14 protein-coding genes are annotated in these 19,317 nt (G+C 39.0%); 13 read left to right on the top strand and 1 reads right to left on the bottom strand.

Annotated elements, in window-relative coordinates; genetic code table 11:
- Positions 1–78: 78 nt before the first annotated feature.
- Positions 79–312 carry a PTS sugar transporter subunit IIB gene (locus D469_RS0111685; RefSeq protein ID WP_018923579.1) on the bottom strand — a complete coding sequence of 78 codons (234 nt, stop codon included), beginning with the start codon at positions 310–312 and terminating at the stop codon, positions 79–81.
- Between the two features lie 397 nt (positions 313–709).
- On the opposite strand from D469_RS0111685, the gene D469_RS0111680 reads away from it, so the two are divergent.
- The 13 genes from D469_RS0111680 to D469_RS0111600 all read left to right on the top strand — a co-directional run bounded on the left by D469_RS0111680 (position 710) and on the right by D469_RS0111600 (position 19,312).
- On the top strand, positions 710–1,627 hold the full coding sequence (locus D469_RS0111680) for a diacylglycerol kinase (protein WP_018923578.1): 918 nt from the start codon (positions 710–712) through the stop codon (positions 1,625–1,627).
- 880 nt (positions 1,628–2,507) lie between these two features.
- Positions 2,508–3,968 carry a 23S rRNA (uracil(1939)-C(5))-methyltransferase RlmD gene (gene rlmD, locus D469_RS0111670; RefSeq protein WP_018923576.1) on the top strand — a complete coding sequence of 487 codons (1,461 nt, stop codon included), beginning with the start codon at positions 2,508–2,510 and terminating at the stop codon, positions 3,966–3,968.
- 18 nt (positions 3,969–3,986) lie between these two features.
- Entirely contained in the window at positions 3,987–4,241 is a 255-nt protein-coding gene (locus tag D469_RS22585; RefSeq protein WP_026286217.1) for a type I restriction endonuclease, read from the top strand.
- 17 nt (positions 4,242–4,258) lie between these two features.
- Positions 4,259–4,678: a type I restriction enzyme endonuclease domain-containing protein gene (locus D469_RS22580; RefSeq protein ID WP_026286216.1), complete on the top strand. Its 420-nt coding sequence runs from the start codon at positions 4,259–4,261 to the stop codon at positions 4,676–4,678.
- A gap of 321 nt (positions 4,679–4,999) precedes the next feature.
- Positions 5,000–6,604, top strand: coding sequence for an ATP-dependent nuclease (locus tag D469_RS0111655; protein ID WP_018923575.1), 1,605 nt, complete (start codon positions 5,000–5,002; stop codon positions 6,602–6,604).
- Positions 6,588–7,679, top strand: a complete 1,092-nt coding sequence (locus tag D469_RS20245) for a UvrD-helicase domain-containing protein (protein WP_018923574.1) — start codon at positions 6,588–6,590, stop codon at positions 7,677–7,679. Before D469_RS0111655 ends, D469_RS20245 begins: the two co-directional genes overlap by 17 nt.
- A gap of 153 nt (positions 7,680–7,832) precedes the next feature.
- On the top strand, positions 7,833–9,203 hold the full coding sequence (locus D469_RS0111645) for an AAA family ATPase (RefSeq protein WP_018923573.1): 1,371 nt from the start codon (positions 7,833–7,835) through the stop codon (positions 9,201–9,203).
- Between the two features lie 5 nt (positions 9,204–9,208).
- Complete coding sequence (locus D469_RS0111640) at positions 9,209–10,213, top strand: hypothetical protein (RefSeq protein ID WP_018923572.1); 1,005 nt, start codon at positions 9,209–9,211, stop codon at positions 10,211–10,213.
- A 618-nt stretch (positions 10,214–10,831) separates the two neighbouring features.
- Positions 10,832–11,497, top strand: a complete 666-nt coding sequence (locus D469_RS0111630; protein WP_018923570.1) for a hypothetical protein — start codon at positions 10,832–10,834, stop codon at positions 11,495–11,497.
- Between the two features lie 559 nt (positions 11,498–12,056).
- Positions 12,057–13,040, top strand: coding sequence for a tRNA dihydrouridine synthase (locus D469_RS0111620; protein WP_018923568.1), 984 nt, complete (start codon positions 12,057–12,059; stop codon positions 13,038–13,040).
- A 557-nt stretch (positions 13,041–13,597) separates the two neighbouring features.
- A complete protein-coding gene (locus tag D469_RS0111610) occupies positions 13,598–15,082 on the top strand; it encodes a type I restriction-modification system subunit M (RefSeq protein ID WP_018923567.1) in 1,485 nt (494 codons plus the stop codon).
- On the top strand, positions 15,072–16,376 hold the full coding sequence (locus D469_RS21205) for a restriction endonuclease subunit S (RefSeq protein ID WP_018923566.1): 1,305 nt from the start codon (positions 15,072–15,074) through the stop codon (positions 16,374–16,376). Before D469_RS0111610 ends, D469_RS21205 begins: the two co-directional genes overlap by 11 nt.
- The gene (locus D469_RS0111600) at positions 16,373–19,312 is read left to right on the top strand and encodes a type I restriction endonuclease subunit R (protein WP_018923565.1); all 2,940 of its coding nucleotides are present in this window, start codon (positions 16,373–16,375) and stop codon (positions 19,310–19,312) included. The genes D469_RS21205 and D469_RS0111600 overlap by 4 nt, the downstream gene beginning before the upstream one ends.
- Positions 19,313–19,317 lie beyond the last annotated feature (5 nt).

The following is a 19,317-nucleotide window of genomic DNA, read 5'->3' as shown; positions in this document are numbered from 1 at the left end:
CCGTTTTTCGCCCCGTTCCTCATGACCAAAAAAGGCCTCTCTGGAACGAGAGGCCCTCTTTTAACATGCAGCTACTGGTTACTTGTTATGATGTTCTCTCATTATATTAGCTACAGCTTCAACGTTCGTGCCGACAATCACTTGAATATTCGTGTTATCAATCTTCATGACGCCTTTTGCGCCAGCTTTTCGAATCGCGTGTTCATCGACTTTATCCATGTCACGGAGCTGGAGGCGGAGACGGGTCACACAGTTATCGATTGTTTCGATATTATCCATGCCGCCCAGTCCTTCTGTAATATCTCCAGCCATTTTCACATACGGGTCCTCACTGTCGCTTCCGCTTCCTTCAGCCCGCTCTTCATCACCTGTTTGTTCAAGATCTTCTTCATCTTCGTGTGAATGCTACAACAAACTGATACACATATCTAGTGGTGTATACCAATTTTGTTCAACGATTTGTCACCAAATTGAGCTGAACACGGACTATGGTAGGAAATAAACCCAGTCATAAAACCTTACCATTGGATTAAATTGAAGGGGTACGGTACAATAAAACGGTATGAAGAATGAAAGTTTCGTAATCAATAAGTGCTAGCTGAGAACTAAGCCAACTAGCTGGTTGTATACAACAAGAAGCCGAGGAATCGAATCCATTAAGCTTAGAGTTGGAAATGAAACGATATATTAATGTTTAGGAGAGCTGATTATGCCTCATGCTCGAATTATATATAACCCTACCTCAGGTCGCGAAACAATGAAAAAGCAGCTTCCCTATATATTGAACCGCCTCGAAGTAGCCGGTTATATCGCCTCTGCCCACATGACTAAAGAAGAAGGCTGTGCAAAACGGGCTGCCCGTACAGCCGGACAAGAAGGCTTTGACCTCGTCATTGCAGCAGGCGGAGATGGGACCATTTTTGAAGTGGTGAATGGACTGGCCGAGCTTCCTGAACGCCCCAAGCTCGGCATTATTCCGGCAGGCACAACCAATGACTTGGCCAGGGCTCTTGGCCTGCACCATAATAACCTCGAACAAATCTGCGACGTCTTAACCAACAATCGTACGACCCCGCTTGACATAGGACAAGTAGGTAACCAATACTTCATGAACATCGCCGCAGCCGGCAGCTTAACCGAACTCACCTACGACACACCGAGCCGGCTAAAGACGATGATGGGCCACCTCGCTTATTACATGAAAGGCTTTGAAAAGCTCCGCAGCTTGAAACCGCGGACCGTCCACATCGAATACGACGGCAAAATCTTCGAAGGCGAGATCATGATGTTTCTTATCGCCAACACCAATTCAGTCGGCGGCTTTGAAAAACTCGCCCCAAACGCTTCCTATAACGACGGCATGTTTGACATGATTATCGTGAAAAAAACGAACCTGCCCGAAGTCGTCCGTCTCGGCATGAAAGCCCTAAATGGCGAGCACCTTGAAGATGAACGCATCCTTTACGTACAGGCCAACCGCATCAAAGTGTCCATAAACAGCGACATGGAATTAAACCTCGACGGAGAGTACGGAGGCATGCTGCCAGCTGAGTTCGTCAACCTTTATCATCACTTTGATATGCTCGCCCCGCCAGCCGAGGAAGAAAACGAAGCTACCCGAAACTGAAGAGAAGAAAAAAGAGGCTGTCTCAAAAGGACAGCCTCTTTTCTCTACCTCATATAAAAAACTGGGTCTTTCCGTTTGCGCCGCTGCCATATCGCAAATACAGGAAGGGAACCGCGCGCCGTCGCACTCAATGGCGGAGACACGGCACTCGAACACCGTCACGCTGCACTAATGATCCGTGACCCCGCACTCCGTCCTCGTCACTGCGCAAAGGAAGGGCGAGACTGCGCACCGAGAGCCGGTCACTACGCACCCGCTCCATTTTTTTAAGCTTTACAAAGGACTCCTTTTTTTATTCTATTGGCTGCCGCTCCTTCTTCCCTATTTGAGCTGAACAAACGCTCAGCTCAAACTCCCGCACACCCAATCCACCGGGCGCTTTCCGCTCAATTGTCAATCAAGCTCAACCACCTAAATTTAAAAAAAACGCATGCTCCTATAACCAGAATGCACGTTTTCTTACATGTCGATTTTTGTCTTAAAATGTCGACCGAAAGCACGGAAAGAGGGGAGAAGCCATAAAAAAACCACGCCCTGCAATCAGAGCGCGGCTCAGCTATTATTGATCCTGCTGATTTGTCTTCAAGGCAAACAACGCCCACAATCCAATCAATGTCGAAACGACAGTCGTTGAAAGTACCATCCAATGCATGTCCAAACAACCCCCTATATGAAAATGCTTCTCTTCATTAGAATGAGACAAACGAGTGAATTTCTACCATAAGAATACCGACTCAACCTTAACACGTCAATGACAAAACGACGAACCTTTCTCACACAGCTCGCATTTAACCTATCCCTTCCGAACATGATACAATAAGACAAACCGAACGAACGGCACAAGCCCCAACCTTATTTAGGAAAGAAAGGAAGTCCGAGCATGGCCAAACACTCAGCACGACGCGGCAGCCGCGCAAAGCGCGACCACCGCAAGCAGCCGGCGCAAGCAACCCACAACCTTCCCGTCCAAAAAAATGAAACGATTGAAGCAACCATTGAAGACTTAACTCATGAAGGACAAGGCGTTGCCAAAGTTGATGGCTACGCCCTCTTTGTGCCAAACGCCATACCAGGAGAAAAAGCGACCATCAAAGTGATCAAAACGAAAAAGAACCACGGCTTTGGCCGCTTAGTAGAGCTTCAAGAAGAAAGCCCGGACCGCGTCGAACCACCGTGCCCGATCTATAAATGGTGCGGCGGCTGCCAGCTCCAACACATCAGCTACGACGCCCAGTTGAAAGCCAAACAAAAACAAGTGAAAGATGCGATGGCCAAAATTGCTCACCAGCCTGACCTGCCCGTCTATGAAACAATCGGCATGACGACACCATGGCGCTACCGCAACAAAGCCCAGGTTCCGGTCGGCACCAACGAGGACGGCCATTTAAAAGCAGGCTTCTACCAAAAGCGTAGCCACGACATTATCGATATGGAGAGCTGCATCATTCAAGCCAACGAAAATGACGATGCCGTCCAAATCACCAAACGAATTCTCGATGAAGAAGGGATCGAAGCCTACGACGAAGAGCAAGGCCGCGGCGTCATCCGCCATATTACCGCACGGCACGCAGCTTCAAGCGGAGACGTGATGGTGATCTTAATCACAAACACGAAAGAGCTGCCAAACCAGGATGAGATCATCGAGAAAATGCGCGACCGCATCCCGACGCTGAAATCGATTGTCCATAACATCAACCCCGAAAACACGAACGTCATTTTCGGAGAAACAACAAATACACTCTGGGGCGATGACTATATTTATGACACGATTGGCACAACCAAGTTCGCGCTCTCAGCACGCTCTTTTTACCAGGTCAATCCAGAGCAAACGAAAGTACTATACGAACAAGCGCTCAATTACGCGCAACTAAAAGGCGGCGAAACCGTCATCGACGCCTACTGCGGCATCGGCACGATCTCCCTTTTTCTCGCCGAAAAAGCCGCCCATGTCTACGGCGTCGACAGCGTCGGCCCAGCGATCGCCGACGCCACCCAAAACGCCCGCCTCAACAACATTGATAACGCCACCTTCAAAGTCGGCAACGCCGAAGACGTCATCCCCTGGTGGTATGAAGCAATGGGCATCAAACCAGACGTCATCGTCGTCGACCCACCAAGAAAAGGCTGCGACGAAAAGCTACTAAAAACCATGCTCGACATGAAACCCGAACGCATCGTCTACGTCTCCTGCAACCCAGCCACCCTCGCCCGCGACATCAACATCCTCGCCGAAGGCGGCTACGAAGCCCAGGAAGTCCAACCTGTGGACATGTTCCCGCAGACGACGCATGTGGAGTGTGTGTCGCAGATAGTATTAAAAGAAGAAGGAGGAAGCCAATAAGGGTTTCCTGCTTCAACTGTGTACGAAAGCAACAAAGCCATTATCAAAATGATCACTGATGGCTTTGTTCTAAAAAGAGAAATCCGTAGCAAAAAAGATTTATATATACAGTTGATAGACTTTGAAAAGTTAGAAAACAATCTATTTAAAATTGTTAATCAGTTAGAGATACAAGGATATGAAAAACGTCTTCCTGATGCAATCGTTTATGTAAATGGATTACCTCTGGTAGTAATAGAATTCAAGAGTGCTGTTAAAGTAAATACGACATAAAGGATGCCTTTAGACAGTTGACTGTCCGTTATCAGAGGGGTATCCCTGAGCTTTTTAAGTATAACGCATTTTGTGTCATTAGTGATGGAGTAAATAATAGAGCTGCTTCCCTATTTGCTCCATATGATTTCTTTTATGCATGGCGGAAAATAGAAGGCAGTGAACCATTTGAAAAAGATGGAATTGATTACGAGGAAAAGGCCTTTTACGATATCCTCAAAGCAATTTCCGAGAAATATGAATTTGAATACCCACACGATAAACTTATTAAATTATCGCAGGAAGTTAAGGCAATTATTGACGATAAAGCAAGGTATACTGACTGGTCAAATCTTATTATAACACTTGCTGAAAATGATTACCCTCCTGCACCTAAAGATGAAATTTTTAAAGAGATATTTGAGCAGGCAGAGAATTTTAAGAAGTATAGGGTGTAACCATACATCCAGCCTTTAGGTCAAAATAAACAAAGAAGAGATGCTTGAGCATCTCTTCTTTGTCAGACATACAAGTTGCACTTAACAAGTTAGTTTAAAGTATTGCCAATACCAGGTGAATTTATAAGTGAGTCAAATACTATTATTTTTAATTGACAATAATAGACAATGAATTCAAAATAATAAATAGAATCCAACAATTTCATGTAACAAACTAATATCAAAACATCATGATAAGCAGAAGGTAGCGCCGTTAGGGTATACTTCTGTTTACTTTTGTGTACAGAGTTTATATTACAGTATTTGAAAGGAGTTAACTCTTTGATAGAAAAAGTAGTTATTAAAAATTATAAATCAATTGAATATCTAGATTTAAAACTAGATGATGAAATGAATATTCTTGTTGGCAATAATGAACAAGGGAAATCTACTATATTAGAAGCCGTTAATTTAGCGCTAACATGTACACTAAATAAACGAATTATACATAATGAGTTAACCCCCTTTCTTTTTAATAAAAAAGTTGTTGAAGACTATATAAACAATATTGCACATGGTAAACAGGAGGTTCCTCCTAACATACTTATAGAATTGTATTTAAAGGAAAATGATCAGATTATGTCGTGGAAGGGGTCAAACAATTTTAAAAAGGAAAATACATGCGGCATAAGTTTATCCATTGAGTTTGATGATGATTATACTGAAGAATATCAACAATATATAGAACAGTCTACTAATATAAAAAACATACCAATTGAGTATTATAAAGTTAATTGGTATTCATTTGCATCTAATCCAATAACTCCACGAAGTAATCCAGTTAAATGTGTATTAATCGATCCAACAGAAGGAAAAACATGGAGTGGTACGGATAGATATATTTCAAGCGTAATTGGTGATGTTTTAGAACCGAAACAACGTGCAACCCTTAACTTTAATTTCAGAGATATTAAAGAGAGATTCTCTGAAATTGACTCAATATCACAGATTAATAGTACACTCTCTGAAAAAACTGGAGAAATCTCAGATAAAGAACTTGCTATTTCTTTAGATATATCTCAAAAAAATGGATGGGAATCCAATTTAACTGCATATTTGAATGACATTCCTTTTGATTTTATCGGAAAGGGAGAACAAAATTCAGTAAAATTGAAATTATCTCTTGAATCAAATGCTGATGAAGCACAGGTAGTTCTAATTGAAGAACCAGAAAATCACTTATCCCATTCTAATATGTATAAATTAATTAATCAGATCACAGAAAAATGTAAGGGGAAACAGCTAATAATCACAACACATAGCACTTACGTTTTAAATAAACTAGGCTTAGACAAAGTAGTATTGATGAATAATAGCAATCACATGACATTAAGAGATCTAAACGAAGATACATATACTTATTTTAAAAAACTACCCGGTTACGATACACTTCGATTATTGCTAGCTGATAAAGCCATTTTAGTTGAAGGACCATCAGATGAGTTAATTGTTCAAAAAGCCTATTTTCAGGAGTATAATAGACTTCCAATCGAAGATGGTATCGATGTCATAACAGTAAGAGGATTGTCATTTAAACGTTTTTTAGAGATTACTGATTTATTAAAAAAGGAAGTGGCTGTTGTCACTGACAATGACGGAAATGTTGATAAAAATATTATTAAAAAATATGGTGACCATTATCTTAATCACCCTAAAATTAAAATTTGCTACAGTGAGGACACAAGATATGCAACGCTGGAACCACAGATAGTATCAGTGAATGAGTTATCTGTTTTAAATGATATTTTTGGTAAAAATTATACTTCTAAGGAAGAGCTTATTAAATATATGACAAGTTCAGGAAATAAAAGTGAGTGTGCGATGTGTATATTTGATTCAAAAAAACAAATTGTTATACCGGAGTATATAAATGAAGCCATTAAATAATAAGGTAATAATTGCTGCTGCAGGTTCAGGGAAGTCGTCAGATCTAGTTGACAAAGCATTGTACTATAATGACAAGCGAATAATGATAACTACATTTACAATAGATAATACAAAAGAAATTGAGAAAAAGTTTTTTGATAAGCTTGGATATATCCCAAAAAATGTTGTTGTTCAAACATGGTATTCCTTTTTACTAAGGGAATGTGTAAGACCTTATCAAAATTTATTATATGAGAAGAAAAGAATAGAAAATATAGAATTCGTTAATGGTCAATCCACACGTTATGTAGCAAAAAAGGATATTGAAAATTACTATTTCAGAGATGGTAAATATATTTACACCGATAAATTATGTGATTTCATAATTGAGGTTAACTCAATATCAGATGGTTTGGTTATTGATCGAATAGAGAGTATATATGATATCGTTATGATCGATGAGGTACAGGACCTAGCGGGTACAGATTTAGACTTCCTTTATCTATTATTAAAATCCAATATTCATAATATTATAGTTGGAGATAATCGTCAGGCCACCTACTTCACCAATAATTCAAGGAAAAATAAAAAATATAGAGGACAAACCATATTTGATTTGTTTAGTGAATGGCGGGAAGAAGGATTGTGTTCCATTGAATACAAGACAGACTGTTTCCGATGTAACCAGTCAATATGTGATATAGCTGATTCCCTTTATCCTGAGATGCCTAAAACCACTTCCCTAAATGGTGGACAAACCGGACATGATGGTGTTTTCTATATTCGAAGCAGTGAAGTTTTTGAATATGTAAAAAAATACTCTCCTGTTGTGCTGAGATATGATAAGAGGACAAAAAATATACCGGAAATTTTTTCTCCCTTAAATTTTGGAAAGTCTAAAGGACTTACATTTGATAGGGTTCTTATTTATCCAAATGGCCCAGTAAATAAATTTTTAAAAGGTGATTATGAAGCAATAAGTAGTCCAAAAACTAAAGCGGGCTTATATGTTGCTTTAACTAGAGCTAGGTACAGCGTTACGTTTGTAACAGATCAAAAAGTAATCACGAATGAGTATGTTAAGGGATATACATAGAGTAATGGTGTGACCATGCGAGTTTACTCATAATAAATGATACAACGAGTGAATTCCATGATATTTCCAAATTTAAAAAACCTTACATTTATTGCTTTAAGGATATAGGGTTACGAGATGGTAATCTTAATCTAGATTGAAAGGTGGAATGTTATGCTCCTTAAATATATTTTCATAAAAGAATATAAGAAATTCAAAAATTTCGAACTAAAGATTACTCCTACCAGTGATTTTAACAGCATCTATAGAGAATACTACGGTAATATGAATGTTTCTACCTTTGTAGGTGAAAATGGTGTTGGGAAGACAACCCTTCTTAGTTTTATAGTAAATGTATTCCATAATCTAGAGAGATATCACGATAAAATTCATTCAGATTTTATTATAAAGTATGATATAAAAAAGGGGGGGACAGGGGAAAATCTTGAAGTGCAAATAAGAAAAGAACAAATGAATATATATATTAAATTTTCGGAAAGTGACCAAGAATGTTTACTATTAGAATGGACACATATCAGAGGTGGCGAGGGCGTTTATAAGCGAAAGGCCACACAAGAGAACATTGAAAAACCCGATATTACATACGATGGAATAAAAGAATACCTACCATATAATTTAATTACTTCAGTTTTCTCGCTACACAGTGAATATGAGACAGGAAGGCCAAATAGTTACTATGGGGATAGACTAATTAAAGATTATGATATCACCAATATATATGGAGCGGACCATTTTAAAGGCAGCTCACTATCGCGAGGACTTGCAAGGTTTTTAGGTTTGTATATCACTCAAAATGAGATTCTTATTAGTTTATTAAATAGTCTTAACTTGGAACTTGCACCAGTTATAAAAATTTATTTAGATAGAAATATAGGTTCTAATGAGAGTGAGTTTGGCCAATTAAATGTCGAGAGTGGTTGGGTGGATTTAGGTAATATTGATAATAACCACTCAAATGAGGAATGGATAAGAAAAATAGTGGATGCTGAATATGATGAAGATATATATATAAATGATTTAGCTTTTTATAAAGAAGATTATGTAATAGATTTAAGCACAATGAGTTCAGGAGAAAAAATGTTCTTTTATCGCATCTTTTCAATACTTAGTGTGATAGATCATAACTCTTTGATCATTATAGAAGAGCCTGAATTACATCTTAATCCTACATGGACTAAACAAATAATTACTATGTTTTACTTATTATTTAATACTTATAATTCACATTTTTTAATTGCAACACATTCCTATTCATTTATAAACACTCTATTCCCAGAGAACATTATATTGTTTAAACAATATAGTGTAACCCATCCTAATTTTAATACCTTTCTATCTAATGAGCGAGAAATTACTTCAAAGTTATTTCATTCAAGTAAAAATCTAAATTACGCTGAAACTAAGTTGATAGAAAATATAAAAATATCTAAAAGTGATGACGAACTGAAATATATAATGGGTTATTTAGGTGAATCATTCTATAAGTTTATGATTTTTAACGAATTACATGATGGTGAGGATTAATGTAAATGTGGAAAATTACGAATCAAAAGAATTTTGAAACACTAAATACATTTGAAGAAAAAATAATACGTCCAACCTTATTAATGCTTTGGGATGCCGCGGTACAAAAATCAAATGGACTATACACTATTGAAAAGCATCAGGATATTTGGAAAACTACTACCCCTTATAAAAATTTCCCTAGAGAACAACAGAAAATCATAAACTATTTTTTCGTTAGGTCTATTGAGCGAAGAAAATTTTACGAAGTGTTTTTTGAACTTGTCCAAAACTATAAAAAAGAAGTAATCATTTCAATAATTAAACAATATGTCAGGCAAAATTACCTAATCAATGTAAAAAAAGACTACAATATTCCTGAGCTTAGATTTCCGGAAGAGATAAAGATTATATTTGTAAAATTCTTTTATGAAAAATTTTTTACGATGCAACAAATATGGGATAGGATAGTAAATAAACAGTACAATAGAAAGATTTTTCACGAAAACTTTGCTCATGAAAATTACGATATAAAGGTATGTCCTTATTGTGATATTGGCTTGATTGTTGCAAAATCGAGTAGTTATGTTGAACATTTCTTACCTAAAGCTAAATTCCCTTTATTAGCAATGAATCCTTATAATCTAATTTCATCCTGTGATGCTTGTAATAAAGGAGAAGAGGGTAAGGGGGAAAGTGTAAAAAGTGATATAGTCTCTCCATACAATTCAATGATAGGAGAATTTATTGATTTTAAAATTAAAACTGAGAAAGTCGTTCTGAATAATACAAGTAAGTTATCTTCTATAGAAAATTATCTTGAGCTTTTACAATTAAGAAAAAGATATAGCCAGAAGCGAGCTTTTAATTATTTAAAAGATGAAATTGAAATACAAATGGAATATTTCTCTGAAATGGATACTTTAACTTCAAGTAAGATAGATAGTTTTCTTTCAAGGAGAGACAGACACTCTCCATTTAACATTGCTCTGAGGTCAATAATAACGAAATATCCTATATATAAATCTTAATTATACTTAAGAAAAAAGCTATAGCTTAATTAAAGTACACATTTCTTCTAAGACTAAGACATTATACATAATTGAAAGACTTGTTAGTCTAAAGGTAAACACCACTACACCATTTGTCTGCGATCATTACTCAACCCATGTGGAGTGTGTGGCGCAGATCGTTTTAAAAAATAGTTGAGGTTACAATCCCTCAACCTGTGCAAACTTGTAGTATATTTTGATATCCTTGTTTTCGGTTACTTTGATTTTGTCAACGAACCTTAGAAGCATTTCAATTCTTAATGAATTGAAGTCCAAAAACTCATTTAATTGTTTCTTGATGGCAGATATTTTGCTAGTTGCTTGATTGTCTGCCATCACTTTTTGATTTTTGCTTTATCAACCTCTAATTGTAGAAGTTGCTCTTCTACGATACTCACATAGTCGTCATAATCTTACTTTGAGATATCCCAGCAATGAACTTTTGTAAGGCGTTTCTTTTTAACTCCAATTGTTTATGAACGAAGAGAGAACATCTGATTTGAGGCACCCCATTTTCATGAGCTTCTCCTTAACACACGTAGACAAAAGTATGAAAATAACAACCTATTATCCACCTATTTTATTCCATATTAATCATTGTTATATTTTCCATATATTATTATATGGAGGGATGATATTATTTTTTTTAAAGGGGTTTTTTTACTGATTATCGGTTTAATCTGGTTAGTTCCAGGTTCATTATCAGCCGAAGAATTGGAAGAGGAAGGCGATATAGTCGAACGAGATACATATTACGAAGTGATGATGGAGGATGGAGAGGCAGAGGAATTCTCCAAAGAGGAATACATGCTAGTAGAATTAGACGAGGACAATCAATTTCTGACTGAGCATGAATATGAAGAAGATATAGAGAAAATGGAAGAGTCACTAGAAGAAATTGAAGAAGAGACATATGAAGAAAATGCGATTTGCGATAGTTCTGCTACGGGCGGTGAAGAGGTCACGACAACAAATCACCCTTGCGAAACTACCAGGTATAGAGAACCAACCAAAATTATAGATAAATTATTCTTGGAATCCCGCTGGGGTACGGGCGAATTATTTTGTGTAGGTGGATGGTGCATCCCCATCGTTGGTAAATTTGACTATTGTGAATTTCAATTAGAAAATTATTCTCAACCTAGAAGAATGTGCGAAAGCGGAGGACACACAGAATATCATTGGGGAGAAAAATCTTTAGTTGAAACAGTCCATTCTTACGGACCTTGTAGCTACGGGGAAGTTGGACAATGGAAATACTAGCGAAAGGAGTTTTTACTCTGAATGGTGGAAGCTTATTAACCGCACTGGTGTATTTTATTATATTCGCCCCACTCATATTCCATTTCATTTATAAAAAGAAACGGAAAAATAAATCATAACAACACTCAAAGCTATACGTCGTGCCTTTAGAATCTCCTTGTTGCTGCAAATCTCTCCACCTAATTCAAAGATTCTAGGTGGAATATGTCTCAAAAAATTGGCAACAAGGAAGTGTGTGTCGCCACTCGTTTTAAACGTGTAACTTCAAAATAAACCTTTGCTATTCTGACCTTGAAATCGTTAAAGTATATTTTTGCGATTTCGGGGTCTTTTTCTTTAAGGAAACTCTATTTTAACCCGAACAGTGCAATAATGCTTGATGGGGTGTTTTAGCACTGATATTGGGCTCGTACAGAGATGGTTAAAGTAACCATTTCCGATCTATTTGATAAAAAGGGCTTAAGCATGGTATAAGTGTAAAAGTATCAAGGATATTCTGTTTTTAATCATGGAATAAGGGGTTAGCGATAACCCATAATGAGAGGGTTTGAATATAGATATGGTAGATAATTTTTGGCGCGAGCTCTCACGACCTTTTTTTATATTGGCACCAATGGAAGAGGTGACGGATGTTGTTTTTCGCCATGTAGTGAGTGAAGCAGGCAGACCCGATGTGTTTTTTACAGAGTTTACAAACGCGGAGAGTTATTGCCACCCGGAGGGAATCCATAGTGTACGTGGACGTTTGGCTTTTACAGAGGATGAACAACCAATGGTCGCCCATATCTGGGGGGACAAGCCTGAAAACTTCCGGGAAATGAGTATTGGTATGGCTGAGCGTGGCTTTCGGGGTATCGATATTAATATGGGCTGTCCTGTACCTAATGTGGTAGATAATGGCAAGGGGTGTGGCCTTATCCGTCGTCCAGAAGTGGCGGCAGATTTAATCCAAGCAGCAAAAGCAGGCGGATTGCCTGTAAGTGTAAAGACAAGGCTTGGTGTAAAGGAAGTAGACGAATGGCGGGATTGGCTGACCCACCTCTTGAAGCAAGACATTGTTAATCTTTCTATTCATTTGCGTACAAGGGATGAAATGAGCAAAGTAGATGCTCATTGGGAGCTTATCCCCGAGATCAAGGAACTTCGTGATCAGGTGGCACCAGATACACTTTTGACGATCAATGGGGATATTCCTGACCGTCAAACGGGCTTGAAACTCGCCCACCAATACGGTGTTGATGGGGTTATGATTGGGCGTGGCATTTTTAATAATCCATTTGCCTTTGAAAAAGAACCGAAAGATCATAGCAGTAAGGAATTGCTTGATCTTTTAAGGCTGCACCTGGACCTTCACGATAAATATTCAGAATTAGGGCTGCGTTCGTACAAGGCCCTACATCGCTTTTTTAAGATATATGTCAAAGGATTCCGGGGAGCGAGTGGATTAAGAAATCAACTGATGAACACAGAGTCAACAGACGAAGCGCATGCCTTGCTCGATAACTTTGAGTCAAAGAATCATGATGGAAAGAGGGAACAGTAGAATACTACTGCCGTTCGTATTTTTTGTAAGATTACCCGCACTTGTGTTGCCTTATAAACCTAGACCCACCGAAACGGTCGAGAATAATAAATTAAAAGATAAAGCAGAAACCATTTAAGAGTTTCTGCTTTTATGTGTAGAACTAACTTATTTAAGAGTGAAAAGGGTGAAATGAGACGAAGCGAAGCAATAACGTCGATTTAGTAGTGAAGGTTATAACACTCAAAAAACTTCAGACTACTAAGTTACTACATGAATCGATTAAAAAGATTGAACATTGATAAGACCAAGCCACCTGCCTTTCGTGCTAATGGCTACTGCGACTATCCCTTTATATCGGGGGTTCATGTTATCACCTCCTTTCAAATTAAAAAGCCACTTTTTACAGGGGGGCAGCAAAAGAGGCTGATTGATCTGCAATGATATATGACTTGTAGTTGGGATTTTACGATGTTAAATTGCTGCAAGGGAATTTATGACAAATTATGTGTGCTCGTATCCACTTTGTAGTAGGTTTGATATATTAATAGAGATAGGAAAATATGGGGGTAAAATGAATGGCTAAACTAACGTTACAGGAATTAGAATCACACCTTTGGGAGTCAGCTAATATTCTACGAGGAAGCATAGATTCTTCAGATTACAAGAACTACATATTCGGTTTACTGTTTTTAAAACGATTGAGCGATGTGTTTATTGAAAGAGCAAAAGAGATTGAACATGAAGAAAATGATGATTATGGCTGGTATGATCCCGATGAGCATCAATTCTTCGTTCCAGAACGGGCACGCTGGACACATATTCAAGTGCAAACCAATGACATCGGAAATGAGATTAATAAAGCGTTTGAGGCTTTAGAAGAAGAGAACCAGTCGTTACACGGTGTATTAGCCAATATTGACTTTAATGATAAGGATAAATTGCCTGATAAATTGTTAATGCAGCTCATCCAGCACTTCACAGCCATTGACTTAAGCACTAGTAATTTGTCGGAGCCCGATATGCTGGGACGGGCGTATGAGTACTTAATTAAGCAGTTTGCTGATGATGCAGGCAAAAAAGGCGGCGAATTTTACACGCCATCAAAAGTGGTAGAACTGATTGTTGATCTTATTAAACCAGAAGAAAACATGCGCGTATGTGACCCGACCGTGGGCTCTGGAGGCATGCTCGTTCAGTCGGTAGACTACATTAAGTCGCAAGGTGGCGATCCACGTAATTTATCGTTACATGGTCAAGAGAGAAACTTAAATACATGGGCGATCTGCAAAATGAACTTGTTATTACATGGTTTAAGTGACCACCGCATTGAACGTGGCGACACGATTCGTGAACCAAAACTATTAGGCGATGATAAAGAGCTTCTATTATATGACCGCGTGATTGCCAATCCACCGTTTTCATTGAAGAATTGGGGAAGAGAAGAAGCTGAAGCGGATGAGTATGGCCGTTTCCGTTTCGGCATCCCCCCGAAAAACGCAGGTGACTTTGGCTTTGTACAGCATATGGCTTCGACGCTGAACCATCAAGGTAAAGCGGGGGTCGTCATGCCGCACGGCGTTCTTTTCCGTGGCAGCGCAGAAGGTAAGATTCGTGAAGGCCTGTTGAAAGACGATTTGATTGAAGCCATTATCGGGCTGCCAGCCAATCTCTTCTATGGTACGGGTATCCCAGCGAGCATCATGATTTTGAACCGTAATAAAACTGAGGAGCAAAAAGGCAAGGTCTTTATTTTAGATGGTTCTAAAGATTATCAAGAAGGCAAAAATCAAAACCTCCTCCGAAACGAGGACATCAAAAAAATCGTCGGTGCGTATGACGCATGGGAAGATCAGGAGAAATATAGTCGTGTTGTAGACCTTGAAGAAATTGAAGAGAATGACTACAACTTAAACATTGCCCGCTACATCGATACGACCGAAGAAGAAGAAGAGATCGACGTACAAGCAGCAGTCGCTGATCTGAAAAAGCTGGAGCAAGAACGTGACGAGATTGAAGCGAAGATGTACGGGTATTTGAAGGAGTTGGGGTATGATGGATAGTAATCAAATGCCTGACGGATGGTTAAAGTCTAAAATTTGTGATATAGCAACAGTTAGTGGAGGAAAAAGGTTACCGAAAGGTGAAATTTTATCAGAAATCAATACAGATCACCCCTATATAAGGGTTGCAAATATGAAAGAAAAAGGACTTGTACTTGAAAATATACTTTATGTTCCAAATTCAGCTATTGAGTCCATTAAAAAATATAAAATATTCGCTACTGACTTATATATTTCAGTAGCAGGAACTTTAGGGATGGTTGGGGAAATTCCCAAGGAGTTAAGTGGTGCTAACCTTACTGAAAATGCTAACCGAATAAGTGAGATAAAATGTAACAAGACATTTTTATTATATGTATTAAGAAGTAATTTAGTCCAAAAATATATCGAAAGAGAGAAGACGATTAGTGCACAACCTAAACTAGCTTTAACCAGAATAAAAAACTTTCATATACCTATACCACCTCTAAAAGAACAACAAAAAATCGCCGCGATCCTTTCCTCGGTCGATGAAGCGATCGAAAAAACGGAACAAATCATCGAGCAAACCGAGACGGTGAAAAAAGGGTTAATGCAGCAGTTGTTGACGAAAGGGATTGGGCATACGGAGTTTAAGGATTCGCCGATTGGTGAGATACCTTCGAGTTGGGAACTAGTTAGTATAGATGAACTGTTTGATATCGAAGGTGGGATGTCTTTTTCAAGAGCACAATTATCTGACCAAGGTTATCCCTATTTACATTATGGGGATATTCATGCGTCACCAAAACAATATATCTCTACACAAGACTTTGATACAATACCTAGAATTAATATTGACGAGTCAAAAATTAAAACAAGAGCAATTGTAAAAGTAGGAGATATTGTTTTATCTGACGCTTCAGAAGATATGGAGGGTGTGGGAAGGTATATTGTTATTAGAGATTCAAACAAAGAGGATATTGTTTCAGGTTTACATACGATAGCACTCAAAGATACTTCCCATATGTTAGATAACTCCTATAAAGAGTATGCTTTTCAAAGTATCTTTTTGAAAAAACAATTTAGAAGAATCGCTACTGGTGCCACAGTTTATGGAATAAGTAAGGGGAATGTAAAAAAACTAATCGTTCCTGTACCACCAAAGGATGAGCAAATTGAAATTGCCAAGAGTTTTTTGGAACTCGATACAAAGATCGCATATGAACGTTCCAAACTACCTCGTTTGCAAGAAGTCAAACAAGGCCTCATGCAACAACTCCTCACAGGGAAGGTCCGTGTGTCGATCGATGAGGGCGAGGAGGTGCTGCCATGAGTAATGTTGAGTCGTGGAATGAAGAGACGTTAGTGGAAGAACGTATGATTGCTCAGCTTGAACAGCTTGGCTACACGTATGTTCATGGTGCAGCGCTAGATAATGAGCGGACCTCCCAAACCGAAGTTGTTTTAAAAGAGCGGCTGCGTGATGCGGTAAAATACTTGAACCCTTGGCTTGAGGAAAACAATGTAAACAAAGTGGTGCGCAAAATCACTCATATCGAAGCAACCAGCTTAATGGAGGCGAATCAGCACTTCCACGAGCTTTTAATCAATCATTTATCCGTCCAGCAGGATGTGGGGAGCGGGCGTAAAAGTCAGACGGTGAAGTTGATCGACTTTAACCATATCGAAAACAATGAGTTTTTAATCACGAGCCAGTTCAGCTATACGCACGCAAATGACACTATTCGTCCTGATATTGTTCTCTACGTTAATGGATTGCCGCTTGTCGTCATCGAATGCAAGAGTCCTGTTCTCCAGCCTGAAGAACAAATTGGTCAAGGGGTTAAGCAACTGCGGCGGTATCAGCGTGAAAACGAAGCCTTGTTCCACTACAATCAATTTATGATCGCAACCAGCAACGATCGCGCAAGTGTTGGAACCATCGGGGCCAATGCTCAGCATTTTAGCGCATGGAGAGAACCTTATCCTCTCCGCGTGGAGGACATCGGCGAAAATCCGACCCCGCAGGATATTTTAACAGCAGGAATTTTGGACAAAGAGCGCTTGTTTGACATTATGTTGAACTTTATCGTGTATGAACCAGAAGACGGTAAAGTGATTAAAAAAATGACACGCTACCAACAGTATCGAGCCGTCAACAAAGCCGTTGAGCGCATTTTAGCAGGCGAACATCCTCAGGCTCGCGGCGGTATCGTCTGGGCGACGCAAGGTTCAGGTAAATCGCTCTCCATGGTGTTTTTATCGATGAAGCTCCGCCGTATGCAGACGATGGAGAACCCTGTCATTGTTGTCGTGACGGACCGTCAAGACTTGGACCAGCAAATCACGAACACGTTCAAGCGCTGCGGCTTTCCCAACCCCCAGCAGGCCGAGTCGGTTGATGAATTGAAAACCTTGCTTCAACAAGGCCCTGGGGCCACCGTCATGACTTTGGTTCAGAAGTTCCAAGCCGATGAAGGTGAAGACTATCCCTTACTGACAGACGCAGAAAATGTCATTGTGCTGGTTGATGAATCGCATCGCTCCCAGTACAGTTCACTTGCCATGAACATGCGAGTTGGTTTGCCGAATGCCACATATATCGGCTTTACAGGAACACCGATTGATAAAGACGATAAAAGTACGATTCGTACGTTTGGCACATATATTGATAAATATCCAATTGAAAAAGCCGTGGAAGACGGGGCCACAGTTCCTATTTTTTATGAAGCTCGTCTCATTGATTTGCATGTGCAGGGGGAGACCATCGATTCGTTGTTTGACCGATTCTTTCGTGATTATTCGGATGAAGATAAAGAACGAATCAAACAGAAGTATGTCACAGAAGAAGCCATCACCGCTTCACCAAAACGTTTAAAGACCGTTGTCCTTGATATGATTGATCATTATGAGCAGCATATTAAACCAAATGGTTTTAAGGGACAGATTGTGTCAATATCACGTGAAGCAGCTGTGGAATATAAGAAGTTAATGGATGAACTAAGCGATTATGAATCGGCTGTCATTATTTCAAGTGGCCATAATGATTCAGACGAAATGAAGCAGTACGGCTTGTCACGTGCTGAAGAAAAGGAATTAATTCAACGTTTTAAGAAACCATTAGATGAAGATCCGCTAACTTTTTTAATTGTGTGCGATAAACTCTTAACAGGCTTTGATGCACCTATTGAACAGGTCATGTATTTGGATAAGCCATTGAAAGAGCACAATTTACTTCAGGCCATTGCCAGAACGAATCGCACGTATGACAAGAAGACACATGGCTTGATTGTCGACTATTATGGTGTCTCCCAATTCTTAGAAGAAGCTTTAGGCATTTTCCATGAAGAAGATATTAAAGGCGCTATGCACCATGTGGATGAGGAAATGCCACGTTTAGAAACGAGACATCGACAGGCTATGCGTTTCTTTGACTATATCAACAAGGAGAACCTTGAAGCGTGTCTAAAAGTGTTAGAGCCAGAAGATGTTCGCAATAAGTTTGACACAGCATTCAAGAAGTTTTCTGAAAGCATGGATATGATTATGCCAAGTCCGAAAGCAAAAGCTTATGTTGACGACTTGAAATGGTTAGGTAAGATTCGTAAGCTGGCTAAATCTCGTTACTATGTCGATGACGGCACGATGGATATTTCAGATTGCGGTGGTAAAGTCCGCGAACTTATCGAAGAGTATGTGTATGCTTCAACACCTGAAGTATTGTTTGAGCCCGTTAACATCTTAACGAATAAATTTGATGAGAAACTAGATGAACTGAAAACACCTGAAGCGAAAGCTGCTGAGATGGAACATGCCATCAAGAACGAAATTCGAATTAAACTAGATGAGAACCCTGTAAAATACACATCACTAAGAGAACGTTTAGAAGAGTTGATCGAACAACGGAAGGCTCGTCAATTAACAATTGAAGAGTTGTTGGAAGAATACCAAGCGGTGCGTGAAGAGATGATTAATATGGAGCAAGAAAGTCAATCTTATGGGCTGAAAGATTCCAAACAGCTTCCGTTCTATCAACTAATTGAGCAACAAATGCCTTCTGACTTCGAGCATGATAGTCTTAAAGATTTAACTGAAATTATTACAGATATTATCCAAGATCATGCGGTTATTGATTGGACGGAAAAAGAAGATGCTAAACGAGAAATGAGAAAGAAACTCAAGCAACAACTTAGAGCTAGTTCCATACCAAATAAGCAAGTCGAAAGTGTTGCAAGACTGCTTATGGAACTCGGGGAAGTACATTATTAATAATT

Origin of the sequence: Salsuginibacillus kocurii DSM 18087 (genome assembly GCF_000377705.1) — a bacterium.
Classification (GTDB): Bacteria; Bacillota; Bacilli; order Bacillales; family Marinococcaceae; genus Salsuginibacillus; species Salsuginibacillus kocurii.
This window is presented reverse-complemented; position numbering and strand designations above follow the sequence as displayed.